At 39.6% G+C, this 17986-nt stretch carries 15 protein-coding genes; 5 read left to right on the top strand and 10 right to left on the bottom strand.

Annotation, left to right across the window (positions count from 1 at the left end; translation table 11 throughout):
* Positions 1 to 156: 156 nt before the first annotated feature.
* On the bottom strand, positions 157 to 1446 hold the full coding sequence (locus ABI367_RS03745; RefSeq protein WP_462227715.1) for an SGNH/GDSL hydrolase family protein: 1290 nt from the start codon (positions 1444 to 1446) through the stop codon (positions 157 to 159).
* 113 nt (positions 1447 to 1559) lie between these two features.
* Entirely contained in the window at positions 1560 to 1781 is a 222-nt protein-coding gene (locus tag ABI367_RS03740; protein ID WP_462227714.1) for a YtxH domain-containing protein, read from the bottom strand.
* A gap of 526 nt (positions 1782 to 2307) precedes the next feature.
* Here ABI367_RS03740 and ABI367_RS03735 point away from each other — a divergent pair.
* From ABI367_RS03735 to ABI367_RS03725, 3 genes are read left to right on the top strand one after another with little or no spacing between them, the layout of a single operon-like run.
* Positions 2308 to 4932 (top strand): PAS domain S-box protein, encoded by a 2625-nt coding sequence (locus ABI367_RS03735; RefSeq protein ID WP_462227713.1) that lies wholly within the window; start codon positions 2308 to 2310, stop codon positions 4930 to 4932.
* A gap of 4 nt (positions 4933 to 4936) precedes the next feature.
* Positions 4937 to 5359 (top strand): response regulator, encoded by a 423-nt coding sequence (locus tag ABI367_RS03730; RefSeq protein ID WP_462227712.1) that lies wholly within the window; start codon positions 4937 to 4939, stop codon positions 5357 to 5359.
* A complete protein-coding gene (locus ABI367_RS03725) occupies positions 5359 to 6390 on the top strand; it encodes a response regulator (protein WP_462227711.1) in 1032 nt (343 codons plus the stop codon). Before ABI367_RS03730 ends, ABI367_RS03725 begins: the two co-directional genes overlap by 1 nt.
* Here the strand turns inward: ABI367_RS03725 and ABI367_RS03720 are convergent.
* The 8 genes from ABI367_RS03720 to ABI367_RS03685 form a co-directional block, all read right to left on the bottom strand.
* Positions 6377 to 7066 (bottom strand): sulfite exporter TauE/SafE family protein, encoded by a 690-nt coding sequence (locus ABI367_RS03720; RefSeq protein ID WP_462227710.1) that lies wholly within the window; start codon positions 7064 to 7066, stop codon positions 6377 to 6379. The genes ABI367_RS03725 and ABI367_RS03720 overlap by 14 nt on opposite strands.
* Positions 7063 to 7485, bottom strand: coding sequence for a FixH family protein (locus ABI367_RS03715; protein ID WP_462227709.1), 423 nt, complete (start codon positions 7483 to 7485; stop codon positions 7063 to 7065). Before ABI367_RS03715 ends, ABI367_RS03720 begins: the two co-directional genes overlap by 4 nt.
* Positions 7486 to 7488: 3 nt before the next feature.
* On the bottom strand, positions 7489 to 8865 hold the full coding sequence (gene ccoG, locus ABI367_RS03710) for a cytochrome c oxidase accessory protein CcoG (RefSeq protein WP_462227708.1): 1377 nt from the start codon (positions 8863 to 8865) through the stop codon (positions 7489 to 7491).
* A 6-nt stretch (positions 8866 to 8871) separates the two neighbouring features.
* Complete coding sequence (locus tag ABI367_RS03705) at positions 8872 to 9768, bottom strand: cbb3-type cytochrome c oxidase N-terminal domain-containing protein (RefSeq protein ID WP_462227707.1); 897 nt, start codon at positions 9766 to 9768, stop codon at positions 8872 to 8874.
* On the bottom strand, positions 9765 to 9956 hold the full coding sequence (locus ABI367_RS03700; RefSeq protein ID WP_462227706.1) for a hypothetical protein: 192 nt from the start codon (positions 9954 to 9956) through the stop codon (positions 9765 to 9767). Before ABI367_RS03700 ends, ABI367_RS03705 begins: the two co-directional genes overlap by 4 nt.
* A gap of 8 nt (positions 9957 to 9964) precedes the next feature.
* Positions 9965 to 12091, bottom strand: coding sequence for a cytochrome-c oxidase, cbb3-type subunit I (gene ccoN, locus ABI367_RS03695; RefSeq protein ID WP_462227705.1), 2127 nt, complete (start codon positions 12089 to 12091; stop codon positions 9965 to 9967).
* Between the two features lie 86 nt (positions 12092 to 12177).
* Positions 12178 to 12342, bottom strand: a complete 165-nt coding sequence (gene ccoS / locus ABI367_RS03690) for a cbb3-type cytochrome oxidase assembly protein CcoS (RefSeq protein WP_462227704.1) — start codon at positions 12340 to 12342, stop codon at positions 12178 to 12180.
* Positions 12339 to 14726 (bottom strand): heavy metal translocating P-type ATPase, encoded by a 2388-nt coding sequence (locus ABI367_RS03685; protein WP_462227703.1) that lies wholly within the window; start codon positions 14724 to 14726, stop codon positions 12339 to 12341. Before ABI367_RS03685 ends, ccoS begins: the two co-directional genes overlap by 4 nt.
* A 151-nt stretch (positions 14727 to 14877) precedes the next feature.
* On the opposite strand from ABI367_RS03685, the gene ABI367_RS03680 reads away from it, so the two are divergent.
* Positions 14878 to 16659, top strand: coding sequence for a hypothetical protein (locus ABI367_RS03680; protein WP_462227702.1), 1782 nt, complete (start codon positions 14878 to 14880; stop codon positions 16657 to 16659).
* 27 nt (positions 16660 to 16686) lie between these two features.
* The gene (locus tag ABI367_RS03675; RefSeq protein ID WP_462227701.1) at positions 16687 to 17958 is read left to right on the top strand and encodes an NRAMP family divalent metal transporter; all 1272 of its coding nucleotides are present in this window, start codon (positions 16687 to 16689) and stop codon (positions 17956 to 17958) included.
* Positions 17959 to 17986 lie beyond the last annotated feature (28 nt).

The raw sequence follows: 17986 nt of genomic DNA, 5'->3' as shown, positions 1-17986 counted from the left end.
ATGTGAGTTGATGTTTTATAGATACGCAACATAACTGTTACCTTATTGTTTGTGTTTTATTAATAATGAATTAACCGTTTTGTTTAAATTGAGTATAAAAAAATAGAGCCTCAGAAAGCTATCCGGGACTCTATTTTATTTGTTGATGTTAATAGTTTATTCAAACAATGCCGGGTCAATAGAATCGCCCATTGTTTTATAGCCAACTTCATTTAAGTGAAGATGATCATTAGCATTGGGCCCTGGTACAAATGTTTCTGACATAATTTCAGGATCGGCAGTGTCGCGTGTGATTTTATCAAAATCAATAACCGCATCATATTTTCCGCTGGTACGTATCCATTCGTTTACCTTTTGACGTGTGCGTTCGCTGTTTGCACTATAATAGCCATTCTTTTTAAAAGGCGTAATAGTAGCTCCATAAACTTTAATGCCTTTAGCATGGGCCTCGGTTATCATTTTATCAAAAGCTGCAATAAGATCTGTTGCTATTTTAGAAATCGTAGCGCTGTCTCTTCTCGCTGCTCCGCCTATATCGTTTGTACCTTCAAATATAATTAGCCATTTAATGCCGCTTTGCTTAAGTACATCATGCTCAAAACGGCTAATGGCGTAAGGCCCTAAACCTCCCCTAAGTACGGCATTGCCGCCAATACCCATGTTAAGTACACCTACGTTTCTGGTAGCTTTATTTTTTAATAGGTCCATGGCCAGTATATCGGGCCACCTGTCCTGTTTATTAGTGCCAGAGCCGCGCCCATCAGTAATCGAGTCGCCAAAAGTAACTACCGAACCTGCATTTTTTTTGCTGTTCTCCACGTCAATTCCTGTTATTACATACCAATGCTCGGCTGGTACTGCGGTGGTATAATCAGTATTAGGCGCTGTTTGGTTTCCTGTAAGGATATAAGAGGTAGTACGCGATCCCGGATGGCCGGTTACCGTTTCAGAGGTTTCGCCAAAAGCTATGGTGATTGCCACTAATTCTCTTGGTTTCAAATCAAACGCAATCGGGTCAGACATTGCTTCGCCGCCCGGCTCCATAGTAATCTCGTCCTTGCCATTAAATTTTAACTGTTTGGTGGTGGCCTCATCTATGACATTTCCGCCTTTTGATACCGCAATTTGAACGACTTTCATCGTAACCGGGCTTTTACTAAACTCGTTAGAGAATCGTAAGCGCAGGTTTTTGCCGCCTATTGAAACACAAACCACCTGACGTAAAGTATTGTTGGTTAATCCCGGTGCAGGCGGCATGTTGTTGCGCTCAACCAACTGGCGGGCCGTACCCCATGTGCCTACCCATTTCACATCTTTGGCAGGCGGCTCTTTGGAGAAGGCCGGGTTAACGATTAAAAAAAACACGCAGAGCAATAAGCTTGCTGTGTGCACTAATAGTACCCATTTAAAAGGGGTACCTAAAAAAGTATTTGATGAATTATTCATGGTAATTTAATTGGTTTGTAATATTAGTGGTTTTGTCACTAAATTAAAAACCAATTGATAGTAATCGATTGCATTGTTACAATCTTAACAATAAATTTACCATAAAAGTTCAGTTACAAAGTTTGGTCAAATTCAGAATAGCCCGGGTTTGGCTTTATATTACTGTTAATTTTATCAACAGCCTGCGCAGCGTATTCCTTAGCCTTATCCATCCATTCGGGCGCGTTTTCAACCAGGTCATCTAAAATTGATGTGCCGTTTTCGCGTTTCTTTGTCAGCTCAGTAATGCCGTAGGCAACTGCGGCGCCTACTAATGCAAATTTTAAAATTCCCATGTCAGTTTTTATTTGTTAACGTGTATACAATCATTGTGCCATTAAGAACGGTCCGGACCGTTGCTAACTAACTAAATAAAATTAACAGAGGATTTAAAATGATTAAACCTTCTTATTTAAATGCCTGTAGTATCGTTAAAGTTTTATCCTGAAAACATCATACATTATTGTATAACATAAAACAATAACAGGTGCAAAAAATGCGTAAAACCTATATATCCGTTACCCCCGGTAATGAAGCCGATTTTAAATTATGTAAATACGTTCTTTTTGTATCTAAGTGTCGTAACATGAAACTTATTCATTTTTACCTATGCTATAAATATCGGCTATTTATGTATACTACCGGCATACTAAATTATTTAGAAAATGCCGGGGTTTGCTTGTTGTTAACTTTTATGAAAGCGCGATTGCCTTTTATGTAATTAAAATAGGTTTTCACTTGTAATATCAAAAATTAATCATTAGGTTTATTAACCTAATAAACCAAAGTCCTGCCCGTTCACACCATCTTAATATCATTATTATGGCATTACGTTTTAGTAAAAGTAGTTCCGAAAAAAATATTTCACCTCAATTAATTGGTGATGATATCCACTTTAAAAAATTAATAGAAAACAGTTACTCAGGAATAGCTCTTTTAGATTCATCTTTCAACATTATTTATCGCAGTCCATCAGCCGAGCGCATAGGGGGGTGGAGTACTTCTAAAACAACTCCAAGTACACTGACTGAGTTTATCCACCCGGCAGATATGGATACGGTTAATGGTGTGTTTAAAGATGTTTTGGCAAGCCCCGGAAATCCTAAAACCTGTAAATTCCGTTCCAGGCGGTTGGTCGGGCAATATGTTTGGCTGCAATGTACGTTTACTAATATGCTAAATGACGCCGATATAAAGGCTGTTGTATGTAATTTCATAGACATATCAGATCAACAAAAATCAGAAGAGTTATTACAGCAAACCATCAATGAATTATCCGCCTATAAATATGCGCTGGATGAAGCTGCTATCGTGGCTATTACCGATCAAAAAGGTATAATCAAACACGTTAATGATAATTTTTGCCGGATATCTAAATTCAGTAAAGATGAATTAATAGGACAGGATCACCGGATTATCAATTCATCCTACCACACTAAAGAATACATAAAGAATTTATGGGCAAGTATTGCTAACGGCAAAATATGGCGGGGCGAATTAAGAAATAAAACTAAAGACGGCAATTATTATTGGGTTGACACTACCATTGTTCCATTTTTGGATGATAAAGGAAAACCTTATCAATACGTCGCCATACGGTCGGATATTACCGAACGCAAGCTTACCGAGGAAAAAATGGTGACGCTGTTGGAGAACGTAAACGACGGCTTTATTGCATTGGATGAAAATATGTGTTATACCTACGCCAATAAGCGCGTAGGCGATATGGTGGGAATAGAGCCAACAACCTTGATAGGAAAAAATATATGGGAGGTTTTTCCGGATGCTGTAGGCTCATTGACCTGGCAGGCTATACAAAGCGCAATGACCGAAAAACGATATGTATGTAATGAAGATTATTACGAACCGCTTGGTTTATGGCAGGAAAACCGTGTATATCCATCGGCCGGTGGTATATGTATGTTTATCAGGGATATTACCCAAAAAAAACAGGAGGAAAAGCAGCTTAGGTTACTCGAGTCCGTAATCACCAATACCACAGACGCAGTTTTAATTACGGAAATTGAGCCCTTAGACGAACCAGGCCCACGCATTATTTATGTAAATGATGCTTTTACCAAAATGACAGGTTATACTGCCGAAGAAGTTTTAGGTAAAACGCCCCGTATTTTGCAGGGACCTAAAACTGATAAAGATGAATTAAAACGATTAAGCGATGCGATGCGCAACTTTCAACCCTGTGAGATAACGGTTATAAACTATAAAAAAAGCGGAGAAGAATTTTGGATAAATCTTTCGGTTAGCCCTGTAGCTGATGATAGCGGTAACTATACACATTTAATAGCTATTGAAAGGGACGTAACTAACCATAAGGCGGAGGAAATGCAAAAAAACTCATTAATCAGTGCGGTAACCGATGCCTATAATGAACGCAACACCATACTGGAAAGCATAGGCGACGCTTTTTTTGCATTAGATGAAAATTGGACAGTTACCTATTGGAATAACACCGCCCAGACCGTTTTAATGAAATCAAAAAGCGAAATGATAGGTAAAAATTTATGGGAAGTTTTTTCAGATTCGATCGATTCAACATCCTACAAAAATTATCATAAAGCCATCAAAACAAATAGATCTGTCCATTTTGAGGATTATTATTTGCCATTAAATAAATGGTACGAAATAAGTGCCTATCCGTCAGGTACCGGATTGTCGGTTTATTTTAAGGATATAACTGATCGTAAAATAGCTAACATCAAACTAAAAGAACTTAACCAAAACTTGCTTAAGCAAACTAAAGAACTGGCTATTTCAAATGCCGAATTGGAGCAATTTGCTTACGTAGCGTCGCACGATTTGCAAGAACCCTTAAGAATGGTAACCAGTTTTTTAACTCAAATTGAAAGGAAATATGCTGATATAATTGACGATAAGGGCCGCCAGTATATCAACTTCGCGGTTGATGGCGCTAAACGTATGCGGCAGATAATACTTGATCTGTTAGAGTTTTCGCGGGTTGGGCGCGCCGCTGATGACCTTGAAGAAGTAAATTTTAACCGTGTTGTTACTGATATTATGGCTTTATACCGAAAACGGATAGCGGAGAAAAAAGCGACAATAATATTTAACAAACTCCCCGTAATACGAACTTTGGCAGTGCCTATAAGGCAGGTGTTTCAAAATTTAATAAGCAATGGTTTAAAATATCAATATAAAGATACCCCCCCACACATAGAAATCTCTTGCGGAGAGGATGACCATTTCTGGCAATTTTGTGTTAAAGATAACGGAATAGGTATTGAGGCTGAATATTTTGATAAGATATTTATCATTTTTCAAAGATTGCATAACAAAGACGAATATTCAGGCACGGGTATGGGGTTAGCCGTAACCAAAAAGATCATAGAGAATTTGGGCGGGAAAATATGGGTGGAGTCAAAAGAAGGGGAAGGCAGCGCGTTTTATTTCACAATTTTAAAAACCTAAAAAGATGAAATCAATACACATTTTGTTAGTTGAGGATAATGAAGGCGATATTTTGCTCACCACCGAAGCATTGGAAGAGAGTAAGATCATCAACAAAATAACGGTTTTGAGGGATGGAAAAAAAGCCATTGATTTTTTTGAAAACCTTAAGGATAAGAATGATATACCTGAGCTTGTGCTACTGGACATCAATCTCCCTAAAAAAAGCGGACACGAAGTATTAGTTTATATTAAAAACAATGAAAAATATAAGCAGATACCGGTAATTATGTTAACTACCTCCTCGTCAGAGAATGATATTTTAGGTTCCTATAAAAACCATGTTAACTGCTACATAACTAAGCCTATCGAAGTGCAAGATTTTATGAGGGCGGTTGCTAAAATTGAAGATTTTTGGATAAATATTGTATCTATACCTAAAGAATAATGGCCGATAGCAGGGAATACAAAATATTGGTTATAGAGGATAATCCCGGTGATTATATGCTGGTGGAGGACTTTCTTTTTGAACAAATTGTTGCACCTGTTATAACACATGCCAAAAGCTATAAGGCTGCCTCTGACATTATTAAAGTGCATTGTAATTTTGATGTTATTCTTTTAGACCTGACCTTACCCGACAAAACCGGAGAAGAACTTATTAAAGAAATTGTTGCCTGTAGCCAAAATATACCTATAATAGTATTAACCGGGTACGCAGATATTGATTTTGGTGTAAGGTCTCTCTCGTTAGGAATTTCAGATTATATTTTAAAAGACGAACTGACATCCACTTCGCTATATAAAAGCATTATTTACAGTTTAGAACGTCAAAAGGCTACACTTGCTTTGCTCGAATCTGAGAAAAGATATAGCGATTTGTTTCATTTAAGTCCATTACCCATGTGGGTTGTTGATGTAAATTCATTAAATTTTTTAGATGTAAATATGTCAACTATAAATAATTATGGGTACACAAGGGATGAATTTTTATCAATGACCATAAAGGATATAAGGCCGGCTGACGAAATAGAAAGCATGGAAAAAGCAGTAGGTGAGGACAGGATAAATCCGCTTAAAACTCACCGGCAACGTATAACGGTTCATAAAATGAAAAATGGCGAGTTAAGGAATGTAGAGGTTCAATATACCGCCATTATGTATAAAGGCATAAAGGCAAATATTGTGATATCAACTGACATTACTGAAAGATTAGCTTACGTTAAAGCAGTTGAAGATCAGAATGACAGATTAAAAGAGATATCATGGATACAATCGCATATTATTCGTGCTCCTCTAACAAGAATAATGGGTTTAATACCGCTTATTACCGACACAAAGGACCAAGATGAAAAAGCACAAATGATGGAATACCTAATGTTATCAGCCAATGAGCTTGATGAAGTGATTAAAGAAATAACCGATAAAGCGTATAGGGCCGGTTATCACTTTCCTGATAATAATACTAACGACAAATAACGCCGTTTACTGTTTGTTTAGCAGGGCTTAAATAAGGGATATTTAAACTTAACCCACGCAGTATAAACCAACAGCCCAAACATACCATTACATAAGGTATTGCCTTGTTAATGCGTCTGCGCACGGCATACCCCATAAAACCCGACCCTATGGTAGCCAGCAACATTAAAGGCAAAGTACCTATACCAAACCAAAACATATACTGCGCCGCGGTTAATGATGATGGTGTATTAACCGCGCCCACCATGGCCAGGTATACAAGGCCGCAGGGTAATAACCCGTTAAGCATACCAATTAGTAAATGCCCGGCCCGCTGTTTCAGCGCATAGTGCAACATCCGGTTAAATGCTGATACAGGAACTGAAAAATACTTATTGCGGGGGAGATAAAGTTTAAAAATGCGCGATAAACCGGCAAATATGATAAGTATACCACTTAAAATGCTTACGCCTTGTTGCAGGCCCATTAGCCATAATTGCCTGCCAATAACACCAATAAGTAAACCCAGTAATGTATAAGTTATAATGCGGCCAAAGTTGTACAGCACTTTCTCTGAAACAATAATCCACCATTTATTTTGATAGGATGGGATAGCCAACGCCAGCGGCCCGCACATGCCCACACAATGTACGCTGCCAAACAGGCCGATAAAAAATGCTACCTGGTAATCGCTCATTTAATATATACTTCTTGTTGATACTGGTAGGCTTTATTATTACTGGTCCAGTTAAATACCAATTGCCACTGCCCCTTAGCTATGTGGGCGGTTAGTATCTCTATAGGTTGCCCGTTTTTGTTATCCAGAGTAAAAACCTGGTCTTTAACACTGCCTGATGGCCGCAGCAAGGTAACATGCCCCTTAATAACTTGCGGAAAGGTAACTTGTATGCAGCAGCTATCAACCTTAATTAATGGTTGTGCTTTATCAGTAACCACCTGCCGTTCCCGGTTATACTCCTTATCAAAATTTAATCCTTTTTCATAATATTGATGGTCATAATCATCAGCAGGCATATAAAACATATAAACACACATACTGATAATAAATAGCATAAAAATGATCATGCCCGCTATAATTCCTTTTCCCCAGTTCATATATTAATCATTTATTGGTCCTACAAAGTTTGTACTAACGGTTTGTACCACTTGTTTATCGCTAATTAACTGCAACCTTATGGCTGTTTTAGGCTGGTGTATTTTTGAAGCCGGCATCATTATAAAAAACATGGCTTTTACTTCGCTGCCTTTGTTAATAATACCCGGTGCCTGTATGTATTTTATTTTAATAGCCGGGTCTTCGGCCCTAATAGTTATTGTTTTATTATTGTTTGATTTGTTGATGATCTCGGCATTATAAATGTTGCTGATGTAACCCCCCGGCTGTTCCTGATAAAGCATCCCTGCACCCCGCATTATCGTCATATCCATATCGCCCCTGCTGAAAATAAAATAGCACAAAACACCCATCATTACTATAATTACACCGCTATAAGCCTTCATCCTGCTGTTGAATGAAAATTTTTCATTGGTTCGTATCCCATTTTCCGAATAAAAGCCTATCAGACTGCGCGGTTTATGTATTTTATCCATAACCTCATCGCATACGTCAATGCAGGCCGTGCAGTTAATGCATTCCATTTGGGTGCCTTTACGTATATCAATCCCCGTAGGACAAACAGATACACACAAGCCGCAATCAACGCAATCGCCTTTGGGGTTTAACAGGTTGTCGTTATTTTTGGAGAGCTTTCCCCGCGGCTCGCCACGTACGTCATTATAAGCAACAACAAGAGTATGCTTATCCAGCATAACTTCCTGTAAGCGGCCATAGGGGCATATAACGGTACAAACCAGCTCGCGTACCTGGCTATAAACTAAATAAAACACCGTAGTGAATATGCATATACTGGCAAACCCAACCAGGTGCATGGTAACAGGCTCGGTAATTATTTTAATTAAGTTTTCGCTGCCAATAATATAAGCCAGAAAGGTATTGGCTATTAAAAAGGAGATGATAATGAACAACAGGTGTTTAATTATCTTTTTTAATCTCTTTTCATTTGTCCAGGGCCCCGCATCGCGTTTTTTTCGTTTGTTGGCATCGCCCTCAACCCATTCCTCAACCTTACGAAAAACCATTTCCATAAATATGGTTTGCGGGCATATCCACCCGCAAAATATGCGGCCAAATGCAATGGTGAACAGCACCACGCAAACCACAAATACTAACGATGCAAGCACAAACAAAAAGATATCCTGCGGCCAAAATACCTGCCCCAATATTACAAAGTGGCGCTCAACAACATTTAAAAGAAGTAGCGGCTGCCCGTTTATCCTGATAAACGGACCGGTAAAAAAGAATAGCAAATAAACGTAGCTAATAGCGCTGCGCCATTTATAGTACTGCCCTTTACGTATAAGCGGGTATATCCACTTACGTCCCTGCACTTTATCACCCGCTATTAAGCCATCCATAATTATTTATTTTGAGGCTGATTTATCATCATTGTCTTCCTTAGTGCCCTGTGGCTCTTTTGCGTTAGCCGGGTGGGTATCATGTAATGATTTTACATAATTGGCCACATCCGACATCTGTTTGGGCGATAGCTGTTTTTCCCATGTTGGCATACCCTTGGCTGCAACACCATATTTAATGGTTTTAAATAGAGCTTTTATATTGCCGCCATGCAGCCAGTAATCATCTGTTAAATTAGGACCAACCACGCCTTGAGCGTGCTCGCCGTGGCATGGCGAGCAGTTTTGTTTAAATATAACTTCGCCGGCCTTTAATACAGTAGGGTCGGTAACAAGCCTTACGGTGTTTTCATCAACCAGGTTGGAGGCTTTGCTTAAATAAAGCTTTTTTGCAATTTCGGCTTGGGCAACTTCGGTTTTATACTCGTCATATTGTAATTGCCCAATACCAAAAACATGGTATATCAATAAATAACATACTGCAAAAACCACAGTGCTATAAAACAAATACATAAACCAGGCAGGAGGAGGGTTATCCAGTTCCTGTATGCCATCATACTCATGTTCAATAAGCAGATCTTTCTCTTCGGCCAATGGGCGCAATGAAAGTACCTTGTTCCAAAATTCTTTTTTGGGTTTTTCGGCCTTTTTTACTTTTACCGGCGATACCTCGGCAGCTATTTCTTCTTCAGTATAACCTTCAGATTTTAAGATGATATGCGTTAGCACTTTAAAGGTGCGCAACAGTACCAGCATTACAATCAATAGCAGTAACAGCGCAAATGCAATAAAGCCAAAGCCAATATAGTTTTGCAGGTCGGCCGATATCAGGCTATCGTCTGCGGCGGATACAGGTTGTATAATAAACAGCAACCCTAAAAAAATAAATAGCACACGTTTCATAATGGTAAGTTATTGGCTGAATTAATTTGTTCGTCTTGCAGTGGCAAATCGCTCATGTGGCTAACGTGTTGTTTATTTAACCTTATCAGCATTATGGTTACCACAATAAAAAATACCAGGAATATACCTAAGGACGCGATAAGATATACGTCGTTTCCTGCAATGTTTTCTGTAAATTGTTTAAACATGATGGTAATTATTTAGTGGCTGTTTTATTTGCTTTAATATCTGTTCCCAGGCGTTGCAGGTAAGCAATTATGGCTACAATCTCTTTATCGCTTTTTATTTTGATATGGTTTGCGGCCAGGTCATCAACTATACCTTGTGCTTGTTTATGTAAATCGCGATTAGCTATTTTCTCGTATCCAATGGCATACGGTACACCCAGGGTACGCATAGCATTAATTTTAGCTACGGTTGTGGTGGTATCTAATTTTTGTGTTAGTAACCAATCATACTGCGGCATAATACTACCCGGCGACATCAGCCTTGGATCCATCAAGTGGTTATAATGCCATGCGTTACCGTATTTCCCGCCTTCGCGAGCCAAATCGGGCCCGGTTCTTTTTGATCCCCATAGGAACGGATGGTCATAAACAAACTCACCGGCCTTGCTGTATTCTCCATAACGTTCGGTTTCTGAGCGAAACGGCCTTACTGTTTGCGAGTGGCAGTTAGAACAGCCTTCGCGTATATACAGGTCGCGCCCCTGCAATTCAAGCGGGGTATATGGTTTTACACTGGCTATAGTTGGTATGTTTGATGAAATGGTTAATGTTGGCATCAGCTCAATAAAAGTGCCTACTAATATTACCAGCAATGCTACTATCATAAACTGTATAGGCTTGCGTTCCAGCCTGCGGTGCCAGGCGCTTTCTTTCGCAATGGTATGTATTGGTTCAAGCGGCATGGCTTGTGCAGCCTCATTAGCTACCAGGCGTCCGCTTAAAGCAGTTTTAGTAAGGTTATAAGCCATTACAATTACGCCTAACAGGTACATTCCCCCACCTACTGACCGCATAACGTGCATCGGTAAAATTTGCAGGGTGGTCTCTAAAAAGTTTGGATATTTAAGCATGCCCTCGGGGGTAAACTCCTTTAGCATTAAGCTTTGTGTAAAACCGGCCCAATACATAGGTATGGCATAAAATAAAATACCCAAAGTGCCTATCCAGAAGTGAAACGAAGCCAGTTTTTTAGAATAAAGCTCGGTTTTATAAATACGTGGGGTTAGCCAATATAATATAGCGAAAGTTAAAAACCCGTTCCAACCCAACGCGCCAACGTGTACGTGCGCTATGATCCAATCGCTAAAGTGAGCAATGCTATTAACTTGTTTTAATGATAGCATGGGCCCCTCAAAAGTGGCCATACCGTAGGCGGTTAAACCAACCACCATAAACTTCAGGATCACATCATCACGTACTTTATCCCAGGCACCACGCAGGGTTAACAAACCGTTTATCATACCGCCCCAGCTTGGTGCTATCAGCATGATGGAGAATGCTACACCTAATGATTGTGCCCATCCCGGTAAAGTAGTGTATAATAGATGGTGGGGCCCAGCCCATATATATATGAATATAAGCGACCAAAAATGCAGTATACTTAATTTGTACGAATAGATAGGGCGGTTAGCCATTTTAGGCAGGAAGTAATACATCATACCCAGGTATGGCGTAGTCAGGAAAAACGCCACCGCGTTATGCCCGTACCACCATTGTACCAGCGCATCCTGCACACCTGCAAAAATCATATAGCTTTTAAATAACGATACAGGCAACTCTAACGAGTTAACAATATGCAGTACAGCAATAGTTACAAACGTGGCTATGTAAAACCAAATGGCTACGTACAAATGCCTTTCGCGGCGTTTAAAAATGGTGCCAAACATATTAACACCAAACACTACCCAAATAATGGTTATGGCAATATCAATTGGCCATTCAAGCTCGGCATATTCATGTGATGTTGTGAAACCTAACGGAAGGGTAATAACCGCCGAAACTATAATTAGCTGCCACCCCCAAAAATGAATTTTGCTTAGCGCATCACTAAACATACGGGTTTTAAGCAACCGTTGCAGCGAGTAATAAACGCCCATAAAAATGGCATTACCTACAAAGGCAAATATTACCGCGTTGGTATGTAACGGCCGTATACGCCCAAAGGTGGTGTATTGGTTGCCCATGTTCATGCCCGGCTTATACAATTGTATAGCTATGATGAGGCCAACCGTCATACCAATAATTCCCCAAATTACGGTTGCTATACCAAAGTTGCGGACGATTTTGTTGTCATAGTAAAATTTTTCTGGCTGCATAAATATTGTATCTGTTTATGGATGTAAAATTATTGTGGTGACTATAATTACAGAATGATTACAATTGCTGAAAAGTGTGACTTAAATCACTTTTCGGGTGTTTTGTCCTCTTCATCATCATCAAGTAAAATGCGGATAGAAGGGGTGTACAGATCATCATTTTGCCCATTACCCTGGGCCCAAAAAAACGCGCCCAAAAACCCCAGTGCCAGCATAACGCTGCACCCTATCAAAAAGTAAATAATGCTCATATTAATTTTCTCCTTTTTGCCGTAAGGCGTGTTGCCAGGCTGGTGAATGAAATGATGGTAACTGTGCTTAACGGCATTAAAATAGCGGCTGTTAACGGCGATAAATTTCCGGTAACGGCATAGCTTAGCCCTACCAGGTTATAGGTGAGCGATATCAGGAACGATAGATGTATAATAACAACAGTATCTTTTGAGAACCTTAAAAAAGAGGGCAGTTTATCAAACGAACGGCCATCCAATATGGCATCGCTGCCCGGCGAAAAGTTATTTACATTATCGGTTATTGCTATACCTAGATCGCTTTGCTTTAATGCGCCCGAGTCGTTAAGGCCATCGCCTATCATCATTACCCTGGCCCCGCGTTGTTGTAAGGATTGTATAAAGTCCAGTTTTTTTTGTGGCGATTGATCAAAGTTCATATTACCCACAGGGAAAAATTGACTCAATTCATTCCGTTCGTAATCCTGGTCGCCCGAAAGTAAAAACTGATCATAATCTTCGGCAAGCGCGGCTATATTTTTTAACGCATCGCGATATTGATGCGAAAAAGAAAAATATCCGAAATATTGGTCATCAATTTGGATATAAACCCGTGTGCTTGCCAAAGTAGACTCATTACAGCCTAAAACAAATTTAGCACTACCAATAAATAATTGGCACGCATTAACAGTTGCTTGTATTCCTTTACCTGCAATTTCATTATAACCGCTTAATGTTAACTGGTCCATATTGCCCAGGTACTGGCATATCATCCGGCTTAGCGGGTGCGCGGAGTTGGTGCAAACGCTATAAACTAATTGCTTTTGTTCGTCGGTTAGGGTTGCCTCTAACTTCACATTGTTAACGGCACCGGTAGTAATAGTACCGGTTTTATCCATTACAATGGTATCAATGTCTGCCAACTGCTCAACTACTGCGGTGTTTTTTAGGTAAAACTTATTTCTGTCGAAAATAGATAATGCTGCTGCCATAGTAAAAGGCGTGCTTAAGGCCAGGGCGCAGGGGCAGGCTACAATAAGCACCGCGGTAAATGCGGCAAAACCCCGTTTAACATCAGTAGGTAACCAAAATATCAATGCGGCAAAGGCAACTGATAACAGCACAATGGTAAAATACTTGCTCATCCTTTCATTAAAGGTTTGCATCCGCCGGTCTTGTTTACGGGTAAAAACCTCATTGTTCCATAACTGGGTAAGGTAGCTTTGCGATACCGGCTTAACCACTTCCAATTCTATAGCCTCGCCGGTTTGGCGGCCACCTGCATAGATTATCTCGCCTAATGTTTTATTTATCGGTACGGCCTCGCCGGTAACAAAGCTAAAATCTACCAGCGCTTCGCCCTTTAACAGTATGGCATCTGCCGGTATAATTTCATTATTGCGTACCACCATACGGTGGCCAATGCTTAACTGCGCAAGCGGGATGGGTTTTTCTCGGGCATCCTCTATAATATGAACGGCTACAGGGAAGAACGAGCGATAATCGCGCTCAAATGATAAATGGTGATAAGTTTTTTTCTGAACAAATTTGCCCACCAATAAAAAGAAAACCAGGCCGCAAAGTGTATCCGCAAAACCAGCTCCGGTATGGGTAAATATTTCGGCGACGGTGCGTATAAACAGTACCGATATGCCTAAAGCCAGCGGGAAATCAATGTTTAAAATGCCATTACGTAAGTTTTGCCAGGCAGATGCAAAATATCCTCTGCCGCTATACAACACAACAGGCAGAGAGAACAGAATATTTGCCCAGCCAAAAAAATGTTTAAATGAATTTTCAAAAACTGATAAGCCAAAATATTCCGGAAAGCTAAGCAGCATTACATTGCCAAAGCAAAAGCCCGCGACCGCTATTTTCGATACCAGATTATCCTTATCAACGCGGTTTTGTTTTTTTATAACATCCTGCAGGCTTATCAGTGGCTCATAGCCAATATCAAACAAAAGCTCAACCAATTGCTGTAAGCTTATTTTTTCGTGATCGAACCGTATGTTTAGCTGCTTTTTTAAAAAATCAACCCGGCAATAATGCACTGCGGGGTTAATTTTATTCAACTTTTCCAGGAGCCACAGGCACGAACTGCAATGTATATGCGGAATATAAAAAGTTACTATGGTAATGTATTTGTCCTGATAATCAATTAATTCATTAGCTATAGCAGGCTCGCTTAAATAGTCAAAACGTTTATCAGTACGTAACCGTGTTGCGCCGGGGTGGTCATTATAGCTGTAATAATTACACAGGTCGCCCGCCGAAATCACCTCATAAACACTTTTACAACCATTACAGCAGAAGCTTTTATCGTCAACAACATAGGCTATGGTAGTGCAGTCATCACCGCAATGGTAGCAAGCAGTCTTCTCAAGGGTTTGGGCTTTGATCATTGCAAAATTAGTTTGGCCAAAACTCCCGGTTTATTTTTTGCTAAAGAGTGATATGTGAATGATGAAAAAGTGATCTTCGTCAATTTTTGTGTTAAGATTGATGGGTAGTTTTGGCAATTAAACTTTACTATCAAATACTTATATATCAATTATGAGTCACACATTTCATATTCCGGTTTTAGGGTTAGGTTATTCAATTGATACCCCGCTTAAAGTTGCCCGTTACGGTATTTCGTCTTCTATGTCAATTGTAGATGACGAATTAATAGAGCGTATGCGTGAATACCATAGCAAACAAAACAATGAACATTATGCCCCTCTGGCTAAATCATTGCCCGATAGCAGGGCCAGGCGTATTACGGCATATTTAAACCTGGTTAATGATGTGGTTAATGATCAGTTTGAAAAATTAAAAAACGAACCCTTTGAAGCCGGTAGCAATTTATGCCGTTATTTTGAACTACTGCCCGAAACATCGCAGCTAAGGCAGGGCTATGAACTCATGATGGAATTTCCGGAAGGCGAGCGTAAAACTATTTTTCAAAACATATTACGCCACAATATGGTAAAAGGGTCAATTGATGTAAACATCATGGCCAAGGTTGATAAAATGAATTTTAGCGCTGATGGCGAATATACGGGCGACATTAATACTGATGCGTTAGCATCCTTGCGTGGCTTTGCAGAGAGTAAGCTTCAGTCATCCGTTGTTTTATCGGCAGGTATGAACCCGCGGCTATACAGTTATATCGAAACTTTCAACGATTTTTTTCCTGATCAGGATGGGGTAACTCGTAAAAAAATTATTCTTAAAGTGAGCGATTTTCGCTCGGCGTTTATACAGGCTAAATTTTTAGCAAAAAAGGGCTTATGGGTTTCAGAGTTCAGGATCGAATCGGGCTTAAACTGCGGCGGCCACGCTTTTGCAACCGAGGGCTTTTTATTAGGACCAATACTGGAAGAGTTTAAAGAAAAAAGAAGCCTGATGAGGGAAGAGTTATATGAGCTTTACCAGGCGGCATTAAAACAAAAGAATATAGAATATACTGCATTTCCGCCGCAGCGTTTTAGCGTACAGGGCGGTATAGGCACCAGTACTGAAAACGAGTTCCTGCTAAAAAATTATCAGCTTGATGGTACCGGTTGGGGCAGCCCGTTTTTGTTAGTGCCCGAGGTGACAAACGTTGACGAGACAACTCTGGCGCAATTAAGCACAGCAGGCGAGGAAGAATATTACATAAGCAATGCATCGCCTTTAGGCATATTGTTTAATAATTTTAAACCAAGCAGTGCAAATAGCCAAAGACTGGAGCGATTGGAGAAAGGGCGCCCCGGCAGTCCCTGCACTAAAAAGTTTTTGTGTACCAATACCGAGTTTACCGCGCAGCCAATTTGCACCGCATCAAGAGAGTATCAAAATTTAAAGATACAGCAGTTAGAAGCATCACAATTACCGCAGGATGATTATGAGCAGCAATTTAATGAGATAACCGAAAAAATATGTTTGTGCGAAGGTTTATGCTCGGCCACATATATTAAATATGGTATTAATAAACCTAAGGAAAATATCGCGGTAGCAATATGCCCTGGGCCAAACCTGGCTTATTTTAACAATGTATACTCTTTAGATGATATGGTTAAACATATTTACGGCAAGTTGGATCTGTTGGGTAAAATTAGTCGCCCCCATGTTTTTATTAAAGAATTGAACCTTTATATAGATTACCTGCAAACCGATTTGAACACGCATATTAAAAACATACAGGATAAAAAAAGCAAACAACTTACAAAATTCAAGTTGCAATTGCAGGATGGCATAAACTACTATAAAGATCTTTTTGCGCAAACGCCCGAATATGCTATTGAGTTTTTACAGGCAGTACGTAATGACCTGGCTATAGCCGAAAACAAATTAAACGCAATTTTATTGTAACTTAAGCGAGTAATCACTTAATATACAATGGAGCCAAAAAAGTACAATGCTTTTAATAAGATAGGTAGGTTTTTTAAGGTATTAGGACCAGGATTAGTAACAGGTTCGAGCGATGACGATCCATCGGGCATTGCTACCTATTCTCAGGCGGGGGCACAGTTTGGTTTTAGTACACTCTGGACAGCGTTGATCACTTTTCCGTTAATGGCATCTATGCAGGAGATGTGCGCGCGTATTGGCCTTGTAACCACCAAAGGATTAACCAGTACGCTAAAAGTTCATTATCCTAAATGGATACTTTGGGTAATGATCATCTTTTCTTTTCCGGCTATTGTTTTAAATATAGGTGCCGATATTGCGGGCATGGGGGCTGCCGCCAACCTGATCATACCGGTTGTGCCAACTTTTGTATTCAGCATTATTTTCACCATACTTATATTACTGGCGGTGGTATTTTATCCTTATCAAAAAATAGCCGCTATTTTAAAATGGGTCTGCGTTACTTTATTAGTTTACTTTATGGTGCCCTTTTTTACCAAAATTAACTGGGCAGATGTTTTAAAATCAACTTTTCTTCCATCTATACATTTTAATAAAACCTATATAAGCATATTGGTGGGTATATTGGGTACTACCATCTCTCCCTACCTGTTTTTTTGGCAGGCAACCATGGAGGCCGAGGATATAAAACATAATGCGCATACCATAATTGTTAACAAAAAAATACTTAATACCATGCGTAAGGATGTTGACTTTGGTATGCTTTTTTCAAACCTGGTTATGTTTTTTATAATTCTTACCTGCGGTGCGGTATTGTTTCCAAATGGCATACATGAAATAGATACTGTTGAGGAGGCCGCCCTGGCTTTAAAGCCAATAGCAGGTAATATGGCTTATTTATTATTTGCAGTAGGAATAATAGGTACGGGCTTTTTGGCTATACCGGTGTTAAGCGGTTCAATATCCTATATGCTGGCCGAAACGTTTGATTGGAACCAGGGGCTTGATAAAAAGTTTTTTGAAGCTAAACCGTTTTATTATGTAATTATTATATCGCTGGTAGTAGGCTTATTTATAAATTTTTTGGGCATAAGCCCGGTACAGGGTTTAATTTACTCGGCCATATTATATGGTTTAACTTCGCCCATTATTATATTAATAGTATTGCACATCAGCAATAATAAAAAGATCATGGGGGTTCATGTTAACGGACGGCTATCTAATATATTAGGCTGGCTCACATTTGCGCTTATGGCAATATCAGCAGCAGCGCTTATTTATCTTCAATTTGAATCATAACTTACTGAAATGAATAACTAAAAAAGTA

The organism is Mucilaginibacter sp. (genome assembly GCF_039935595.1).
Classification (GTDB): Bacteria; Bacteroidota; Bacteroidia; order Sphingobacteriales; family Sphingobacteriaceae; genus Mucilaginibacter.
The sequence above is the reverse complement of the archived record's forward strand: the minus strand, read 5'-3'. Positions and strand labels throughout refer to the sequence as shown.

What these genes read in the sequence shown, in the direction of transcription:
- ccoS (WP_462227704.1), bottom strand. Translation starts at nt 12,342, where the DNA reads ATGAGCATTATTTACTTTTTGATAGGGTGCAGCGTTATGCTGGCACTG.
- ccoG (WP_462227708.1), bottom strand. Translation starts at nt 8,865, where the DNA reads ATGGATGGCTTAATAGCGGGTGATAAAGTGCAGGGACGTAAGTGGATA.
- ABI367_RS03740 (WP_462227714.1), bottom strand. Translation starts at nt 1,781, where the DNA reads ATGGGAATTTTAAAATTTGCATTAGTAGGCGCCGCAGTTGCCTACGGC.
- ABI367_RS03730 (WP_462227712.1), top strand. Translation starts at nt 4,937, where the DNA reads ATGAAATCAATACACATTTTGTTAGTTGAGGATAATGAAGGCGATATT.
- ccoN (WP_462227705.1), bottom strand. Translation starts at nt 12,091, where the DNA reads ATGCAGCCAGAAAAATTTTACTATGACAACAAAATCGTCCGCAACTTT.
- ABI367_RS03735 (WP_462227713.1), top strand. Translation starts at nt 2,308, where the DNA reads ATGGCATTACGTTTTAGTAAAAGTAGTTCCGAAAAAAATATTTCACCT.
- ABI367_RS03720 (WP_462227710.1), bottom strand. Translation starts at nt 7,066, where the DNA reads ATGAGCGATTACCAGGTAGCATTTTTTATCGGCCTGTTTGGCAGCGTA.
- ABI367_RS03675 (WP_462227701.1), top strand. Translation starts at nt 16,687, where the DNA reads ATGGAGCCAAAAAAGTACAATGCTTTTAATAAGATAGGTAGGTTTTTT.
- ABI367_RS03745 (WP_462227715.1), bottom strand. Translation starts at nt 1,446, where the DNA reads ATGAATAATTCATCAAATACTTTTTTAGGTACCCCTTTTAAATGGGTA.
- ABI367_RS03685 (WP_462227703.1), bottom strand. Translation starts at nt 14,726, where the DNA reads ATGATCAAAGCCCAAACCCTTGAGAAGACTGCTTGCTACCATTGCGGT.
- ABI367_RS03725 (WP_462227711.1), top strand. Translation starts at nt 5,359, where the DNA reads ATGGCCGATAGCAGGGAATACAAAATATTGGTTATAGAGGATAATCCC.
- ABI367_RS03705 (WP_462227707.1), bottom strand. Translation starts at nt 9,768, where the DNA reads ATGAAACGTGTGCTATTTATTTTTTTAGGGTTGCTGTTTATTATACAA.
- ABI367_RS03715 (WP_462227709.1), bottom strand. Translation starts at nt 7,485, where the DNA reads ATGAACTGGGGAAAAGGAATTATAGCGGGCATGATCATTTTTATGCTA.
- ABI367_RS03700 (WP_462227706.1), bottom strand. Translation starts at nt 9,956, where the DNA reads ATGTTTAAACAATTTACAGAAAACATTGCAGGAAACGACGTATATCTT.
- ABI367_RS03680 (WP_462227702.1), top strand. Translation starts at nt 14,878, where the DNA reads ATGAGTCACACATTTCATATTCCGGTTTTAGGGTTAGGTTATTCAATT.